An 18,695-nucleotide genomic window follows, 5' to 3' on the forward strand; every position below is an offset into this window, starting at 1 on the left:
ATTGATGGGTAATATGACCTTCAGCGTAAATCTTAGACCCTAAAAACACAAGTAACATTATGCTATTAGTGTCTAAACATAAATTAACAGGTCACCTACTGACGTTCAAATTATACTTTAATAAACTTATCATTGAAAAATATTTAGCGGTTGAAGAAAGTGATAATCCTCTGGCAAAAAATAACGCCATGACCTTAACTTGCGTGCCGCAAGGAGACCTGGCGTTATAATTATTGACGCGGCTAAGCAAACCTCAACAGCCAGCTGAGTGTTTGATTAACGGGCTTAATAAGACAGTTATTAGCCGTTATGCAGCAGTGGAACTTGGTGCTTGAGCAAAGGCTGATAACGCTCCTTTTAACATCGCTGAAACCGTACTGCTACAAGTACCAATACCTGAGTAAACCTCACCATCGACATTCAGTTGAATATAAGCAGCGGCATTAGCATTAGTCTTGTTATCGCTGTTGGTATCATCATCAATACCATCACCATTAACATTACTATGCTGTGGATTGATTGCGTGCTCAGCATAGTTGATGACATGTAGCGACTTGCCAGTATGTTGCGCTAAGCCATTGATAAATGATGACAATGGACCGTTTCCGGTGCCATCAAGAGTAATGGTCTCACCATTCATTTGTACTTGACCGTTAAAATAAACCTCGCCACCTTTGTTATTGACGCTGTAATCTAATAGCTCAAAGCTGCCTTGCTGTAGATAGGTGGTTTCGAAGGTCTGCAATATTTCATCGTTTTGTAATTCACGCGCAGCAGTTTCGGCTTGATGCTGTACCACCCGGCTAAAGTCAATTTGCATCCAACGCGGTAAATTAAAGCCATAGTTGCGCTGCAGGATATAAGCGACCCCGCCTTTTCCTGACTGGCTATTGATCCGTACCACATCTTGGTAACTGCGACCAATATGCGCCGGATCAATGGGCAAATAAGCCACGTCCCAAACGTTTTCGGTCTGCTCGACATGACTCTCATTATAATCGAGGCATTTTTTGATGGCATCTTGATGCGAGCCACTAAAGGCGGTAAATACCAGCTCACCCACATAAGGATGACGCGGATGTACCGGTAAGTTATTACACTCGCTGACCACCTGCACAATCTCACTCATATTACTGAAATCAAGTTCAGGATCGATGCCTTGGCTGAATAAATTCATAGCCATAACCATGATATCCATATTACCAGTGCGCTCACCATTACCAAGTAATGTGCCTTCGATACGATCGGCGCCAGCAAGCACACCAAGCTCAGCGGCGGCTACAGCACAGCCACGATCGTTGTGAGTATGCAAGCTAATCGTCACATACTCACGCTTGGCAAGGTTACGGCAAAAATATTCGACCTGGTCAGCGAAGATATTAGGCATAGACGCTTCAACAGTGGCTGGCAAGTTGAGAATAACTTCTTGGCCATGCTGTGGCTGCCACACATCACAGACCGCATCGCAGACTTCTACTGCATATTCAGTTTCTGTTTGGCTAAAGCTCTCCGGAGAATACTGGAATACCCATTCTGTTTCAGGGTATTTGGCGGCATATTCAACCAATAAATGAGCACCGGTAACCGCAATTTCTTTAATCTCAGCTTTATCCTTGCCATAGACCTTTTCACGCTGGATACGGCAAGTTGAGTTATAAACATGAACAATGGCACGTTTTGCGCCTTTTAAGGACTCAAAAGTACGGGCAATCAAATGCTCGCGGGCTTGAACCAAGACTTGTAAGGTAACGCCTTCTGGAACGTGATTTTCTTCAATTAATTTACGAGCAAAATCGAACTCAACTTGCGCCGCTGACGGGAAACCAATTTCAATTTCTTTAAAGCCCACGTCAACTAGGGTCTTAAAAAAGCGCATTTTTTGCTCGATAGTCATGGGATCAATTAGAGCTTGGTTGCCATCACGCAGATCCACACTGGCCCATATCGGCGACTTCTCAAGCGTTTTACTCGGCCAAGTACGGTCTGGTAACGATGGCGCAAAAGCAAATGCACGATATTTATTAAAATCAAAAGCAGCACTTTTTGGGGCTATTTTGGCAGTAGGTGTGGCATGGTCAGACATAATCAATCCTTAGAAGAGGTGATAGTTTATATTTCTAAATAGTTATATTGTTGGCCGGGTAGTTTATGAGCCCGCCAGCGTTTGTCGTGCAAGACAGTCAAAATTGATACTATTATAGTAGCAAAGTTCATGAAGTGAAAAACAGCTTTATTATAGCTATATAATTCATTTTTTAGTGATAAATTCTAATTTTATAGCTATAATCAACTTAATCCTCTAATTACTTAACACATTATGCCAAATAATTATTCCGACAGCCTAGTGCCCCCGGATATCGATGACACCGATAAGCGTTTATTGCGCCTATTGCAGACCCAAGCGCGCATGAGCATTACCGAGCTTGCTGAACGGGTCAATCTTTCTGCTACTCCCTGTGCGCGGCGGATTAAGCGTTTGGAAGACACTGGGATTATCACTGGCTACCAGACTCAAACCGACGCGCAAAAATTAGGCTATCCTTTGGCGGTATTTATTGCCATCAGTATGGATCGCCATACCGCTGAGCGCTTTGAGCAATTTGAGCGTAAAGTACAAAGCTTCGATGAAGTCATTAGTTGTAGCATCGTCACTGGCCGTACTGAAGATTATTTGATTAAGGTACGGGTACGCGATATGGCCCACTATGAAGAGTTTTTATTACATCGTCTCAATCGTATTGAGGGTGTTGCTCAAGTGCATACTAGCTTTGAGCTGCGGGAAGTGTTTAGCCGCAGCGTGGTTTAATTGGGCCATTACTAAGCAGTGGCGCCATACCAATATATAAGAGGACAGGCAAAAAGTTTATTTGAACGTTGATTGATGAATACTGATCATCAATCCTACGCTGTACGTCTTACTTGCCGCCAAAATAATAATAGTAAAACAACGCCAATAAGCAGACCCACACTGGCAACCAGTAATCCGGCATTAAAATTATCACTTTCTCCAGCTAACGCTACCGTCACGAGCGGTCCAATGAACTGCCCTAATGCATAAGCCAACGTTGCTAGCCCCATCAGTAAATTAGAATAGATTGGATTGATATTCTTAATAATAGTCAAGGTCATAGAAACCATACCGACGAAGGTTAGTCCTAAAATAGCAGCGTTAGCATATAAGCCCAGCGCCCCATCGAGCCATAAGGGCAAAAACATACCCAAGGCTTGTAGTAGTGTTAAGCCTATCAGGGTTTTAATCTCACCAATGCGCTTAGCAAGTACGCCCCAAATTGGGGATAGCATCGCAAAAATACCCACAACCAGCCAAATGAGCAGTCCAGCATAGGTCTGCGTGGTCAGGCGCTGCGCAGCCATTACCGGCAAAAAAGTCGCTGAGGTAATATAGCCAAATCCGGCAAGCACATAACTTGCTGACAGTAATAAGATGGCTTTGGTGTGACCAACGACCGCCTCGTACAACGATCTTTTGAAATTAATATAGGTCTGTTGCACGGAAAAGCGCTGATGTTGATGTTGATGTTGCGACTCTAATTGCTCGGCGGCCTTACTGGGTTCAATAACTGGCCGTATGGCATAGAGTAACCATAAAAGCGGCAGACTACTTATGCCAGCAACCAGCCAAATAATATCAAAATGATAGCCTAACGTTAACAGCGACCAGGTCAATATGGCAGAAGCACTAATACCCACTCCAATACCCGCGTAATGTAGGGTCGAGAGTACTGAACGACGCTTGATGCTAAAACGCTGGATAACCAATGAGGAACTCAAAATCATTGCCACCCCACTAGCGACCCCTGACAGCAGACGAATGACATACCAAGAGCCTAAAGACAACTCGGGCACAACTAACAGCATAGTGGTGATAATACTCACACTGGTCCACACGATCAGCATTTGCCAGGTCAAGCGGTGGGGCACAAACATCGCAATAAGCGCACCAATAAAGTAACCAATATAATTGATCGAAGCAAGCCATCCGGCAATAGTGGTCGACAGCGTCAGCTGAGTCATAATATCGGGTAAGGTAGCGGTAAACAAAAAGCGCCCATAGCCCATCACCACCGCCAGACAGTACAGTCCTATCCCTGCGATGGCGGTTTCGTTGGTAATGGCGGGTATAATACGGCGGCGAGATTCAGTCATCATGACGGAGCCAATTTGTGTCGATTAGCACACAATCCTTTGTGTTAGAAAACTTTGGAAGAACCGCACTTAGCACTCTGAAGCAGCAGTTAACCTTGCTATCGATTACTATGAGATTTACGAAATTATTGTTGGCTAATTCTGTCCCAGCATAGCGACTCGCTTATCACTAAACATATCCATATCAGGGGCCAACGTACGCATGAACCGATCAAAGTATAATAGTTGTTTGGTCAATAAGGCAAAATCACGTGGAAAATGGATACCATGGCGTTTGCCCACATCGACAATCTCAAGCATCATTTTATTGAGCTCATTCGCCTGCTCTTTAGTATTAAAAGGCACCCCACTGGTGAAGGTAACGTCTTCCGCTACGATCGAGCGCATCATACGCTGCAAATCGTTAGCCAGATCAACTGCGTTCACATCATTACGCCCGTGGGTCATTTCCATATCGATCATATGGTGCGCCATCGCCTGATAATCATTATCTTGCAGGGCTTGCATCATGCCGATACAAGCACGCCAGCTTTCCGCTTTTAATTTGCCCACGATACCAAAGTCTAAAAACCCAATTCGACCATCCGTTAACAGCATCAAATTGCCGGCGTGCAAATCAGCGTGAAAGCTATTGCACAGCATCAAGCTGGCAAACCAGGTATTTAGAGTATCAGCCATCACTTGTGCTGGGTCATCGCAATATTGACGCATGGCGGCCTCATCGACCATAGAAACCCCGCGCAATCGACTCATGGTCAATATGCGCTTAGTGGTCAACTCATCATAGACTTCAGGTGCTATAACCCGCGTATTACCTGATACCGTCAAAAACTGCTGAAAATCACGAATATTTTTTGCCTCAGCGATAAAGTCTGTTTCTGCTAGCATACGTAACCGAATCTCATCGATAATCGGAGCGATACTGGCAAACTTCATGGACGGCATTAGCAGCTCTAACAGCTTAGTGACGGCGTGTAATACCCCCAGATCTGTCTGCATGATGATTTCGACACCGGGCTTTTGCACCTTGATGACCACTTCATCACCATTGTAGAGGCGCGCGGCATGCACTTGGGCAATAGAGGCAGATGCCAATGGTTTTTTGTCGATGTGAGCAAATTTATCGCTTAGGGTCTGACCATGTGTCGCCAACTCGTTCGTCAATACTCGCTCTATATAATCATACGATAAAGGGGTAGTTTGATCTAAACAGCCTTGAAACGCCTCAACATATTCACGCGGAAATAGCGACGGCGTACTAGCAATAAACTGTCCGATTTTGATATAAGTGGTACCCAGCTGCTCAAAGGTTTCTTTTAACAGCTTGGCATCAGGCTTTTCACCTTTTGCCACTCTTAACGCAGACAACCCTGCGATACTGGCTGTTTGACAAACACGGTTAACGATATTGAAGGTATGCTTTAATAAATGAGGACGATGCGTTTTCATAAATGACAACTGTTATCAGTAAGCAAAATTAGTTAAGAACATATGAAATTAGTTAAGAACGTATACAGTGTAGTGGGTTAAATATAAAACGGGTATTAGTAACAGCCGTGAAGATCATACACTTGATACATGAGCTGAGTCTGCTACCGTAACCGATTGCTAATGAATTCATTATCAGATCTTAAACAGCACAGATCGGACACTGCTGATCTTGCCGATAGCCCATCAGCTTCTGCTGCATTTGGCTACCGTCCCATATTAGCAGTTTATTTGCTAGGGGATTTTTGGCTAATCCTAAATATTGCAAGGCGGCGTTGGCTTGCAAGCTGCCCATGATAGCAGTGGTACTGGCCAGCACCCCAGAATTAGCGCAAGTGAGCTCGTCAAACTCTGTATCAGTATGAGGTGCACCGAACACACAGTGGTAACAGCCTGTTTTTAACTGCGGCTCAAACAATGCCAGCTGACCTTGCATCGCAATCGCTGAAGCAGACAGTAGCGGAATCTGATAGCGCACACTGATACGATTAATAATATCGCGAGTCGCAAAATTATCAGTACAGTCTAGCAGCAAGTCCGGCTTACCTGACACCATATCTAATAGCTCATAAGCGTTGTCTTCACTAAGACGCGCCACGGTGCCACGAGCCTTGATAAGTGGATTAATCCGTTGCAGCATCTGTGCCGCCGTTAAGGCTTTTGGCTGACCGATGTCAGCGGGTAAGAACAGTGTTTGTCGTTGTAGGTTACTGGCCTCAATCACATCATCATCAATCAGGTGTACTTGCCCCAGACCAGCACGCACTAGGGTCTCAGAAGCTGGACAGCCAAGACCACCCGCGCCTATCATTACCACCCGCGCTGACTTTAGCCGTAACTGGGCATCAATATCCCAGCCGTCGAGCAATACTTGTCGGGCATAACGTAACAGCTCAGCGTCGGTTAATTGCGTCATATTAATTACCAAATTCATCGTTTAAAAAAAGTATTCATTTAAAAACTATTATTTAAGAGCTGGCCATTTAAAGCTTGACTATAGTCAATCCAATTTAAAAACGATACAGTGCTGCTGTTATGAATTTTTCGCAGCCTCTGTCACGCGCGCGAATAGCAAGCAAGAAAAATTTATACCAGTAGTACCCTGACACAAATGTATCTATTTTATTTTGAACCAGCTGTAGCAACTAAAATCTGCTTGGGGAAAAGGATCTAGACCCGTTATTTACGTTTGGATCATTCACCTTAGCCAAACCGATTAAACCGATTAAACCGGCGAAAATTTCGCTAGAGCTGCCCAAGAGTTATTCGATCATTGCCACCAAAATCTTGCACTATTTTCACATTCTTAAAACCATTATCAATAAATAGCTGTCGGACGGCAGCGCCCTGGTCGAAGCCATGTTCAATAGCTAGTAACCCACCCGCTCGTAGGTACTGCGGGGCTTGCTCAACGATATGTTCAATATCAGCCAAACCATGATTGCGCGCACTCAAAGCACTGATTGGCTCTGCTAGCAAACCTACCAGGTGCTCATCAGCTTCATCGATATAAGGTGGATTGGAGACAATCACATCGAATAACTGCCTAGTATCGGTAGATAATTCGCTATACCAGCTGCTTTGGACAAATTCGATATTCGTGATCTTATTAGCGACGGCGTTGTGCCGCGCTACTTCCAGTGCTGCCGCTGAAAAATCAACGGCGACTACCTGCCAGCTATTTGTTACAACCTCAATTTTTGCATTGCTAGTTTTTGCCATAGTAGCACTGTTTTGCGCTAGCTCATGAGCAAGACTAATGGCAATACAGCCTGAACCTGTGCCCAAATCGAGTAGTCGCTTGTTAGCTACACTGGTTACAGCATTAGGTTGCAGGTTCATAAAGTCAGCTTGAGCCATGATCCAGTGTAATACTTGCTCAACCAAGATCTCAGTATCTGGTCTCGGTATCAAGGTATGTTCATTCACTTTAAAATCTAATGACCAAAACTCTTGCTGACCGGTCAAATACGCTAAAGGTACACCCTGCTGCATCTCGGCCACACCAGCAGTGAATTGTTCAAACTCACTACCCGTCAGCTGGTAATTCTCTTCCATAATAAGAAATGTAGATGGCTTAGCTAGTACATAAAGCAACCAATCGGTTAGCCAAAACTGTGGAATACCAGCATCGTTAGCCGTGCTTTTAGACATACTTGCTACTTGCTGTTTGATTTGCTTTACTGTCATTTCTTGTGCTTTGGGCGCTGTCATAAACGACTCTTAGTAGTTATCCGCATCTTATTCATTGTAATTCGTGCTTTATTCTGGCGCACGCGGTGGTTCCTTGGTATTGGTCAGATTAGGATTGGCCTTGGTTAATTCAACCCCTTTATTGCCACCACTGTTATTGTTGTTGTCGTCACCGCCATCACCATAAATATCATCGTTATCACCAATAACGATATGCTTATCAACATAATAAATCAACGCTAGAATAGGAATACCAATTAAAAAGGTAAGCATAAAAAAGAATGGATAACTGGTGCTATCAACGATAGTACCCGAGTAACCACCCACTACTTTTGGTAGCAGGGTCATGAGTGATGAGAATATCGAATACTGGACAGCAGTAAAGCGAATGGAAGTTAAGGCAGACAAAAAAGCAATAAATACGGCACTGGCAAGACCGGCAGCAAGATTATCAAGAATCACGGCAAAATACATATAGGGTAGACTACCTGGATGGTAAGTCAGCAAAATAAATAGCAGGTTAGTCACGCAAGCTAGGATTGCCCCGACCATCATGGCGCGCATAATACGCATTTTTTGGGCTAATAAGCCACCTAAAAAGCCACCAGCGATGGCCATGACCACACCAACCAGTTTAACCGCATTGGCAATATCAACCTTAGTGAAATCCATATCTTGATAAAAGACGTTAGAGATGACCCCAGCGACAATATCAGAGATACGGTAGAGACCAATCAGTGCTAATAACAATAAGGCTTTTTTGCCGTAACGACGGAAAAAGTCAGCAATAGGCTCAATCCATGTGGTCTTAGCAAACTCCTGCTCTACAAGATTGGCTTTTACTAAACCATAACCGACAGCTAAAGCGGCTGCTAAGCTCAATACCATCCGCACCACTTCGATTAGAAAACCCGAAAACACACCTTCGGTCTCGGGTAGTACTAGTCCGGCATTAGCAAACACCAATACAAAACCTATGACTGAGATAGCAAATACCAGTACCAGACGAGTGTAGTCTGAGGTCTTACGCTCAACGTCTACTTGTTGCCTGATCGGCTCATGAATGACTAAAGTGGTAATCACCCCCACACCCATGACCCCTGCCATAATCCAATAGGTATTACGCCACGCTGCATAGCTATAAAAGCTTTCGGTAGAACCAAAATAATCAGCTAGATATAGCGCACCAGCACCCGCGACAATCATGCCCAAACGGTAGCCAGTGACATACATAGCAGATAACACTGCCTGTAGACTGGGCGGTGCCAATTCAATACGGTAAGCATCAATAACGATATCTTGAGTGGCAGATGAGAATCCGAGCAGTACCGCACCAACGGCCATCAGCACCAAGCTGCCTTCATTAGCCGGGTTAACACTGGCCATGATACAAATCGCGGCAATAATCATCAGCTGCGCTACTAGTATCCAGCTACGCCGACGACCAAGTAACTTGGTTAATATGGGCAATGGCACCGCATCAATAAGTGGTGCCCAGATAAACTTAAAGGCATAACCAAGCGCCGCCCAGCTGAACATTGTTACCACACTACGGTCAATACCTGCTTCGCGCAGCCATAACGATAGGCTCGAAAAAATCAGTAAAATAGGAATACCCGCGACAAAACCTAAAAACAGCATGATAATCGAACGCCGATCAAGATACGCTTGCAAGGACTCGCTAAATGACTTTTTGGCGACCTTAGGGTTGGGGGTTACCGGTTGGACAGCAGACATAACGACTCACCAAAAACTGAGAATAAAAAATACGACAGTGCGCTATTCTTTATCCAAAATTATACCGACTCGTCTCATGACATCAATACCATTGGGATAAAAAACTGCCTAGCTCTGCGCAAAGAAAATAACGCTGATCGCAAAATTTAATTATGGTACTTCAGAACGCGTAGCTTGACTAGACATTCTGTCGATATTTTTGCACTAACTGTCACATCAAGCGCACTATAGCGCCATTTTTGCCTCAAAGACGTAACACAAGGTATCACCAGCTTACGTAACTGTTAAGCCTTATCTATTTTTATTTACCCCTGTATAATAAAAGCTTTTATTACGTGCTACTGGCATCGATAACTGTTAGTGTCAATGGCTATAAAATTTAGTTCATAGATATCAAAAATCGATATTATAGAAGATCCTATAGGTTACATTTAAAATATTATTTTTTAAAACAATAATCTTATGACAAAAGTATAGCAATATTAATGATCTGCACTTATTATTTATAACGTTGGCCATCATAAAAAAACAAGCTGTCGTTTATACAATGATGAGTTATTTAAATCATATCCTTTTTATTTATTGGTTTTATAAATTATAGATAACCCTCTATGCTAGACAAATAAACAGTAGCGCCGACCGATGCTATTGACAGTTTTACTATCACCACCTAGGAGTTACAAGATGTCAGACTCGACTACTAATAATACAGCCTCGGATAATGAGCGCTGCCCTGTCAATCATGACAGCAATAACGAAAATACTAATGCTAGCAGTACTGCCCACGACCAAGGCGATGGCCCAACCATTCATAGTGAAAACGTCGATCAGTCGCAAGCTGCTCAGCGTCCCAGTATGAGCGGCTGTCCGGTCATGAATCAGTCACATACCAACACCTCATCAGCAGCAACTGATTGGTGGCCTAACGCCTTAAATCTAGATATTTTGCATCAGCAAGATCACAAGACCAATCCCATGGATCCTGATTTTGACTATGCTGCTGCCTTTAAGCAATTAAACTTAGAAGCCGTTAAGCAAGATTTAAAAGACCTGATGACCGATTCGCAAGAATGGTGGCCAGCGGATTGGGGCCATTACGGCGGTCTGATGATTCGCATGGCATGGCATTCTGCTGGTACCTATCGTGGCGCCGATGGACGCGGTGGCTCTAACACTGGTAATCAACGCTTTGCACCACTAAACAGTTGGCCAGATAACGTTAACTTGGACAAAGCGCGTCGTCTATTATGGCCAATGAAGAAGAAATACGGCAATAAATTGTCTTGGGCAGATTTAATGATTTTGGCCGGTAATATGGCCTACGAGTCAATGGGCTTTAAGACCTTAGGCTTCGCTGGCGGTCGCGCTGATATCTGGCATCCAGAAAAAGACATTAATTGGGGCTCTGAGCGCGAATGGCTAGCGGCAACCAATAACCGTTACTATGATGACCAAGAACGTACCTCGCTTGAGAATCCTCTTGCTGCTGTACAAATGGGCTTAGTATATGTCAACCCTGAAGGTGTTGATGGTAACCCTGACCCCATAAAAACCGCACACGATATTCGTACGACCTTTGGCCGGATGTCTATGAATGATGAAGAAACCGTCGCTTTAACCGCAGGTGGACACACTGTCGGTAAGTCCCATGGTAACGGTGATGCAAGCTTATTAGGAAGTGAGCCTGAAGCAGCAGATGTCACTGAGCAAGGTTTCGGCTGGCGCAACCCTAATGGTACCGGCAATGCAGGCGATACGGTCTCAAGTGGTATTGAAGGCGCATGGACCACCAACCCTACGCGGTGGGATTATGAGTACTTTGAGATGCTACTTGGTCACAACTGGGAACTCACTAAGAGTCCAGCTGGTGCATGGCAATGGGAGCCTACCGACATCCGTGAGGAAGACAAGCCTTTAGATGCGCATGACCCAAGTATACGCCGTAATCCCATGATGACCGATGCCGATATGGCAATGATCAAAGATCCGGCTTATCGCGTGATTTCAGAAAACTTCCATAAAAACCCAGAATACTTTGATGAAGTGTTTGCCAAAGCTTGGTTTAAGCTTACCCATCGCGACTTGGGACCTAAAGCACGTTATTTAGGTGCTGATGTACCAGCAGAAACCTTTGTATGGCAAGACCCAGTTGTAGAAGGCAATACTGATTTAAGCACCGATGATATTGCAACGCTAAAAGCGCAAATCTTAGACAGCGGTCTGAGTCGTCGCGAGATGATTATTACGGCCTGGGACAGCGCAAGCACTTTCCGTTTCTCTGACTATCGCGGCGGTGCCAACGGTGCTCGTATTCGCTTAGCCCCGCAAAAAGACTGGGTTGGCAATGAGCCTGAGCAATTGCAACGTGTGCTTGAAGCCTTGACTCTTATTCAGGCTAAGTTTGCCAAGCCCGTTAGTATTGCTGATTTAATTGTACTGGCTGGTAACACTGCTATTGAGCAAGCTGCTGCTGCTGCCGGCGTCGAGGCCAACGTACCCTTCAATCCAGGCCGCGGTGATGCAACAGATGAAATGACCGATGCTGAATCGTTTGGCGATCTTGAGCCACGTCATGACGGCTATCGCAACTGGGTTAAAGACAGCTATACAGTATCACCTGAAGAGATGTTGCTTGATCGTACCCAATTGATGGGACTGAGCGCTCCTGAAATGGTGGTATTAGTCGGCGGTATGCGTGTCCTTGATACCAATCATAGCCACAGTCAAAATGGGGTCTTTACCGACCGCGCCGGCACGCTCAGTAATGATTTCTTTGTTAATTTAACCGATATGAATCTCACTTGGCACCCCATTAAGGAAGAGAATAGCGAAAACGCTGGTCGCAACCTATATGAAGTGCGCGAACGTGCGACTGGTAACGTTAAATGGCAGGCCACTCGTGTTGACTTGGTATTTGGCTCTAACTCTATATTGCGTTCTTATGCAGAGTTATATGCACAAGATGATAACTTGGAAAAATTCGTCCATGACTTCATCAAAGCATGGGACAAAGTAATGAATACTGATCGCTTCTAGCATCCGCCTTCTAGCTACTATTTAACGCTACCAAAAGAGCCCCCTTAAAAGGGGGCTCTTTTTTATTGTCTATCACAAACTGAAATTTCATAATCTGTAACTTAATAGATGTTAATTTAGCAGATATAGTCAATGAAGAGTAATATCGATACATAGCATACTACTGGCATAAGTTTTTCTTGCTTGCTGTGCCTACGCAGACAGGGGCTGCAAAAATATTGTACTGGCAGTACCGTCGCGTTTTTAAGGTATCTTAACTATACCTACCAGCTGATTTAATCGTTCGCTATCAGTGCGGTCTAGTGTTATTTATTACTTTGCCTTTATAACAAGATTATAAGAAACAATCTCATAAAAATTAGTGTTGTTTATCGGTATTGTTTATCGGTGTTGTTTATCGGTGTTATTGATAGGTATCTTAAATTTCGTTACATCCTATTTAGCCATATAACAGTGTAGCCCATTATTCCAAAATAACATAAATAGATACCTATTAATTATATACAAGAATAATGAATTTGTTTTACACTGAGGCCTTGCTGCATTTTTGTAGGCTTTGTTGTGCTTACATCCAGACAGTGGCTATTTTATATTTACGAGGAATTAGGTTATGGCAATTGACGTAGTGGTCAACCAGCGGCATCTACAAATTCAGCTTAAGCAATTAGAAACCGTCTGGCATACCGTAGTTAATGGTTATAACTTAAGCCAAGCCGCAACGGTATTGCATACCAGCCAGTCGAGCTTGTCCAAGCATATTGCGGCCCTTGAGAACCAGCTCAAAACTGAAGTTTTTGTCCGCCAAGGCAAGCGATTGACCGGACTGACAACTATGGGCACGGCGCTCATGCCGCATATTGAGTCTATATTTGCCGAAATTCGTACCATCGAGAATTTAAGCCTTGATTTTAATAATCCAAACACTGGTACCTTGACCATTGCGACCACTCATACGCAGGCACGCTATGTGTTGCCTCAAGTGGTTAAAGAATTTAAAGAACGCTTCCCTAAAGTAAATCTGATTCTCCAACAAGCGGATCCTGAGACTATCGCGCAGATGGTGATTCGTGGCCAAGCAGATATCGGTATTGCCACCGAATCGTTACTTCATAATAACTATTTGCGTTGCCATCGCTATTACGACTGGACACACCGTGTCATCGTACCAAGTGATCATGAGCTTGCAAGTCAAGAGACTGTCGATCTACCGACGCTTGCCAGCTACCCACTAATCACTTATCACGGCGGCTTTACCGGACGCGGAACGATTGACAAGGCCTTTAGTGATGCCGGACTCGAGCCTGATATTGTTTTAGCAGCACTAGATGCTGACGTGATTAGCACCTATGTGGGCCTCGGATTAGGCGTTGGTATTATCGCAGAGATGGCCTTTGAGCCCAGCCATTATCAGAATCTAACGGCCATTCCAGTCGATCATTTTGGCCGCTTTACCAGTTGGATGGCGGTACGTGACGATGCAGAAATCCGTCAATATGGTCGTGCTTTTATAGAACTGTGCCAGCAGCAGTTTAGTTAGTAGCTGTTTAGGTAGTAGCTGTTTAGGTAGTAGCTGTTTAGGAAATAATAACCGCTTTTAATTTATAACCCCTACCTCTATTAAAAGATGACCCAGATGAACGGTACCGCTATTGAATGGATAGCGGTGCCTTTTTTTGGTCCTTGCCTCACCTATAGTTAATGAAAAGTAATATCGATACATAACCTACTGCTGGCATAAGTTTTTCTTGCTTGCTGTGCCTACGCAGACAGAGGCTGCAAAAAGCGTATACCAGCAGTAACGTAGCGTTTTTAAGGTATTTTAACTATACTTTTACTTACGCTGTATTTTTTACTTTATCGTATTATTAAAAGCTGCCTCATTAAAGCGGTATTATTAAGAATTGTTATTAACTAGAGTATTAACCTTTATATCCATAATAACCGCCCCATCATATAAGTTGTCAAGCCTAATCGCCCCATCATATAAGCTGTCAAGCCATTAGTACTCGCATAGCTACTCGCATAACTACTGAAGATAATTCGAGTCATTGTGACGCGAATGACGGTGGCTTTTTTTTCGATATAATATGATACAAACATAATAATGCCATCGTTGATATGGCAGAAAACTAGGTGACTTATGAGTAATACGATTCCTTTATCCTTCTTAGACTTAGCGCCCGTCCCTACCGGTAAAACCATCGCTGATGGTATTGCTCAAACCGTTGAGATGGCGCAGCAAGCAGAACAAATCGGCTTAAATCGTTATTGGCTGGCTGAGCACCACAACATGCCTGGTATTGCTAGCGCAGCAACCTCAGTATTGTTATCACATATCGGCAGCCAAACTGACCATATCCGTATTGGCTCAGGTGGCATCATGTTACCGAACCATGCGCCATTGGTAGTCGCTGAACAGTTCGGCACCCTACAAGCCTTATATGGCGACCGTATTGACTTGGGACTCGGACGCGCACCAGGATCTGATGGCGCGACCTTTCAAGCCTTACGCCGCCAAATGCAAGATGCTGAACGCTTCCCACAAGATGTGCAAGAACTGATGTATTTACTAGGTGACGAGACCAGTAATAGCCCAGTACAAGCGTTCCCAGGTGCACAATCAAATGTCCCTATTTGGATCTTAGGGTCTTCACTATTTGGTGCTACGTTGGCTGCACATCTAGGTCTACCTTATGTGTTTGCGTCCCATTTTGCCCCGCAAATGCTTAGTAAGGCGATCACGGCTTATCGTGAGCAGTTCCAGCCCTCCGCTTATCTCGATAAACCTTATATGATGGTAGCAGCAAACTTATTGCTAGCAGATGATGACGCAACCGCAAACTACCACTTTAGTTCAGCTCAGCAAGGCTTTGTGAACCTGTTCCGTAATACGAGTGGCAAAATGCCAAAACCTATAGAAAACATGGATAGTATGTGGAGTCCTGCAGAAAAAATGGGCGTTGATAAAGCCTTATCAGTATCCTTCATTGGGTCAGTTGAAACCGTCAAGCCGAAGCTTGCTGATTTTATTGCTCAATACGAGCCTGATGAGCTGATTGTAACAGCAAATATTTATGACCAAGCAGCGCGTTTGCATTCGCTATCACTAGCGCCTCAATTAAATCTGTTTTCTTTACAATCCCATACGGTCCCTGCATAATAGCTTATCAACCTCTATGAGATAACTAATATGCATCCCTCGGCTCTCATTGGTTCCACAATATTTTTATATATTCTGGCCTTTATTGCACTTATGGCCCTTGGTGCCTATCTGACCTATCGTAGCACCAGTAAGCGTCATAAACTTCGAGATGAAGACCATAATCAACGCTAACTGTTCACTATTAAATTAACTTTAAAAGCCTTCCTATCACACTAAGATGGGGAGGCTTTTTTTGTGCTTATTTTTAGTTCTAATAATAGGGTTTTATTATTCCCTTATTGATCAAAACGGACAGCCAAGGTTTTAATAAAGAGCAATACCAAGGTTTTTTTGCTGAGCAAGTTCCGTAATATGTACAGCTACTGCCGCATCAAAGCTGGCGGCGCCCACCGACTTAAATAAAGTGATGGTTTGCTCAGCTTTGGTAGCCTGCTCTTTTGATGATGGTGTTATTTTCCCTGTCACCAGCGCTTGGAGATCACCATTAAGCTCATCCCAAGTCCATGCACAATCAGTTGCGTTATGAGCTTGAATTAAATCCCCGGCTTCATGATGGCTACCGACTAGATCATCAACGACGATCATGCAACCGGCTGCAATAACATCGTTACTAATCTCTTTCATTGAGGCCTGATAAGCCCCAACCGCATTAATATGCACGTTAGGCTTAATCTGATCTACCGAAAACAAACCACTCTTAGCGCGCGTGGCCACATTAATAATGTCTGCATCTTTAATGGCATCTTCGAGCTGTTCGCAAACTATAAGTTCAACATTCCACTGCTGATAATCATGGGCAAATCTCTTTTTAAAACTCTCAGCACCTTCATGGCTTCTATTCCAGAGATAAACAGTTTTAATCTCAGGCCGCACGGTAAGTACAGCGTTTAGCTGCTCATAAGCCATACCACCGCAACCGACCACTGCGACCCTTTGGCAGTCGTCGGGCGCCATGTATTTAGTCGCGATACCCGATAGCGCTGCTGTGCGCACCTGGGTAATATAGATCCCATCCATCACGGCTAATACTTCACCCGTGGCATTGTTCGATACGGTAATAATTGCAGTGGTAGTCGGTAGATTACGACTGGGGTTGTCAGGACAAATAGTAACTAATTTGACTGCCGTATACTCTTGCTGACCATCGTAAATCGTCGCGGGCATCGATAAATGGGTGCCTGAGCTGTGCGTACTACTGTTGCTAAAAAGCTCATCACTAAAAAGCTCATCACTAAAAGTCTCAATCACCAGACGTTCAGGTGATTTAATCCAACTGGGATGCACGGCTTGCCGATGTAGTAACGCTTCAATAGTATCGATAGCCGCTTGCATGTTGAGATGTTCGGTGACCGTTTCTTGATTTAACCACTGCATAACCAGACTCCTTGTTTATTAAATGTTTACTAAATTTTTATTGACTTATTATTGACTTATTATTGACTTATTATTGACTTATTATTGACTTATTATTGACTTATTATTGACTATTCATGGTGCCGTTATACTCTTAGAATCACGATGGATATTGTTTTAACCACTTAACAAGAGTTGCGCCACAATATTGTTTAAAATAAAAAGCATTAATACTGTAAGGTAAGTAGACCTCTTGAAAAAGCCATAGCTCAAGCTCGAAATTAACCACCGCTGCGAACAGCTTCATTCTCAAATCATAGCGCTGACGACGATTACGATAGCGGTGGGCAATAATTTTAAACAGCTTAATCAGACCTATTTTGTGTTCAACTAGAATACGGAGCTTTGCTAGGTACTGATTCGCTTGCTTGCAAAGCGTTAATAATTCACCCCCTTTTGGTTTTTTAAAAGGTATAAATGCTTGGTCATGGAGTTTGGCGATACCTTGATAGCCGCTGTCTGCTAGGTAGTTGGTGCATTTAGGCAACCAGTCAGGACAAGTCTGTTTGTAAAGACTAAAGTCATGTACCGCACCTTTGCGAGTTTGAACATCGAGTATCAGACCCGTCTGCCAGTGCACAATGACTTGCGCTTTTAAGGTGTGTTGTTTTCGCTTACCGCTGTAGTAGTCGCCTTGGTTTTTTTTGGACGCTCAATTGGGGTCTCAGTCGCATCTATAATAACCGCTGACCAGTTAATATCGTCAACATCACCCCGAGGTAGCTTTTTGGGTAAGTCGAACTGACCTGATCTGATAAGAATATCTTCTACTTTACGAACCATACGACTGGCAGAAGATTCGTGAATACCAAAGTCCATACCAATATGATAAAGTGTTCGGTATTCACGCCAATAAGTCAGTGCAAGCAATATCTGCGCCTCCAAGCTAAGCTCGCTTGGACGACCTAATTTGGTCTTGGCTGCTTCATGTTGTTTCATGGCTTCTAACATGGCTTTAAAGGTGATTTTTTGAATACCAGTATAGCGTTTAAAGCCTGCATCATTTTGCTCAAGTAGTTTATTTATGTCGGGCATGACGATCATCTGATTGAGAGTGATACGTTCATTCTAATTCATGATGACACTTTTGCAAGAGGTCTAATGCTATCGATGCTATTTTAAACAACGATCTATTTGTAGTGGGGCTATACAATTGCAGTATAAACAGTGATGTCTTTCACAGCTGGGTAAATCAGTTACTGCTGCCCAATCTACACAGCCATAGCGTTATTATTATGGACAATGCCACTTTCCATAAACGAAAAGATATCATCGAACTCATCGAAGATGCGAGGCATATTATATTATGATTGCCTCCTTACAGTCCTGACTTGAATCCTATTGAACAAACATGGGCATGGGTGAAGAAAAAACGTAAGGAATGGCGGCTTAATTGTATTGATACCTTATTCTTTTATTTCTTATGGTTGTGTGGCGATTTAATAGTTCGTTGACTATAGAATGGCATCATCAATGGCTCGAGGGAAATCGTCTAGCA

At 43.7% G+C, this 18,695-nt stretch carries 12 protein-coding genes and 2 pseudogenes; 5 read left to right on the top strand and 9 right to left on the bottom strand.

Translation table 11 applies throughout. From position 1 onward, the window contains the following. Positions 1–307: 307 nt before the first annotated feature. Positions 308–2,083, bottom strand: a complete 1,776-nt coding sequence (gene leuA / locus H4W00_RS09615) for a 2-isopropylmalate synthase (RefSeq protein ID WP_209957656.1) — start codon at positions 2,081–2,083, stop codon at positions 308–310. Positions 2,084–2,317: 234 nt separating this feature from the next. Here leuA and H4W00_RS09620 point away from each other — a divergent pair, with 234 nt between their 5' ends. After that, positions 2,318–2,806 carry an Lrp/AsnC family transcriptional regulator gene (locus H4W00_RS09620; RefSeq protein ID WP_209957658.1) on the top strand — a complete coding sequence of 163 codons (489 nt, stop codon included), beginning with the start codon at positions 2,318–2,320 and terminating at the stop codon, positions 2,804–2,806. Between the two features lie 95 nt (positions 2,807–2,901). Here the strand turns inward: H4W00_RS09620 and H4W00_RS09625 are convergent, their stop codons facing one another. The 5 genes from H4W00_RS09625 to H4W00_RS09645 form a co-directional block, all read right to left on the bottom strand. After that, positions 2,902–4,170, bottom strand: a complete 1,269-nt coding sequence (locus H4W00_RS09625; protein ID WP_334684936.1) for a YbfB/YjiJ family MFS transporter — start codon at positions 4,168–4,170, stop codon at positions 2,902–2,904. A 132-nt stretch (positions 4,171–4,302) separates the two neighbouring features. Continuing rightward, positions 4,303–5,616, bottom strand: a complete 1,314-nt coding sequence (locus H4W00_RS09630) for an ABC1 kinase family protein (RefSeq protein ID WP_209957661.1) — start codon at positions 5,614–5,616, stop codon at positions 4,303–4,305. A 181-nt stretch (positions 5,617–5,797) separates the two neighbouring features. Continuing rightward, the gene (locus H4W00_RS09635; RefSeq protein WP_327193172.1) at positions 5,798–6,571 is read right to left on the bottom strand and encodes a HesA/MoeB/ThiF family protein; all 774 of its coding nucleotides are present in this window, start codon (positions 6,569–6,571) and stop codon (positions 5,798–5,800) included. 329 nt (positions 6,572–6,900) lie between these two features. Beyond that, complete coding sequence (gene prmC, locus H4W00_RS09640; RefSeq protein ID WP_209957666.1) at positions 6,901–7,869, bottom strand: peptide chain release factor N(5)-glutamine methyltransferase; 969 nt, start codon at positions 7,867–7,869, stop codon at positions 6,901–6,903. A 48-nt stretch (positions 7,870–7,917) separates the two neighbouring features. Beyond that, positions 7,918–9,585 carry an AmpG family muropeptide MFS transporter gene (locus H4W00_RS09645; RefSeq protein ID WP_209957669.1) on the bottom strand — a complete coding sequence of 556 codons (1,668 nt, stop codon included), beginning with the start codon at positions 9,583–9,585 and terminating at the stop codon, positions 7,918–7,920. Between the two features lie 855 nt (positions 9,586–10,440). Here H4W00_RS09645 and katG point away from each other — a divergent pair. From katG to H4W00_RS09660, 3 genes are all read left to right on the top strand, one after another. After that, complete coding sequence (katG, locus tag H4W00_RS09650; protein ID WP_209959146.1) at positions 10,441–12,621, top strand: catalase/peroxidase HPI; 2,181 nt, start codon at positions 10,441–10,443, stop codon at positions 12,619–12,621. A 649-nt stretch (positions 12,622–13,270) separates the two neighbouring features. Next, entirely contained in the window at positions 13,271–14,158 is an 888-nt protein-coding gene (locus H4W00_RS09655) for a LysR substrate-binding domain-containing protein (RefSeq protein ID WP_442793116.1), read from the top strand. A 603-nt stretch (positions 14,159–14,761) separates the two neighbouring features. Beyond that, the gene (locus tag H4W00_RS09660; protein ID WP_209957672.1) at positions 14,762–15,781 is read left to right on the top strand and encodes an LLM class flavin-dependent oxidoreductase; all 1,020 of its coding nucleotides are present in this window, start codon (positions 14,762–14,764) and stop codon (positions 15,779–15,781) included. Positions 15,782–16,087: 306 nt separating this feature from the next. Here the strand turns inward: H4W00_RS09660 and H4W00_RS09665 are convergent, their stop codons facing one another. The 3 genes and pseudogenes from H4W00_RS09665 to H4W00_RS09675 all read right to left on the bottom strand — a co-directional run bounded on the left by H4W00_RS09665 (position 16,088) and on the right by H4W00_RS09675 (position 18,232). Then, the gene (locus H4W00_RS09665; RefSeq protein WP_209957673.1) at positions 16,088–17,158 is read right to left on the bottom strand and encodes an ornithine cyclodeaminase family protein; all 1,071 of its coding nucleotides are present in this window, start codon (positions 17,156–17,158) and stop codon (positions 16,088–16,090) included. Between the two features lie 139 nt (positions 17,159–17,297). Continuing rightward, positions 17,298–17,783: pseudogene (locus tag H4W00_RS09670) on the bottom strand (transposase family protein); the annotation flags it as partial. 8 nt (positions 17,784–17,791) lie between these two features. Next, entirely contained in the window at positions 17,792–18,232 is a 441-nt protein-coding gene (locus H4W00_RS09675; protein WP_209957675.1) for a transposase family protein, read from the bottom strand. Positions 18,233–18,297: 65 nt separating this feature from the next. Here H4W00_RS09675 and H4W00_RS12760 point away from each other — a divergent pair. Further along, a pseudogene (locus tag H4W00_RS12760) lies at positions 18,298–18,651 on the top strand (transposase); the annotation flags it as partial. Positions 18,652–18,695 lie beyond the last annotated feature (44 nt).

It is taken from the genome of Psychrobacter sp. PL19, from assembly GCF_017875835.1.
Taxonomy (GTDB): domain Bacteria; phylum Pseudomonadota; class Gammaproteobacteria; order Pseudomonadales; family Moraxellaceae; genus Psychrobacter.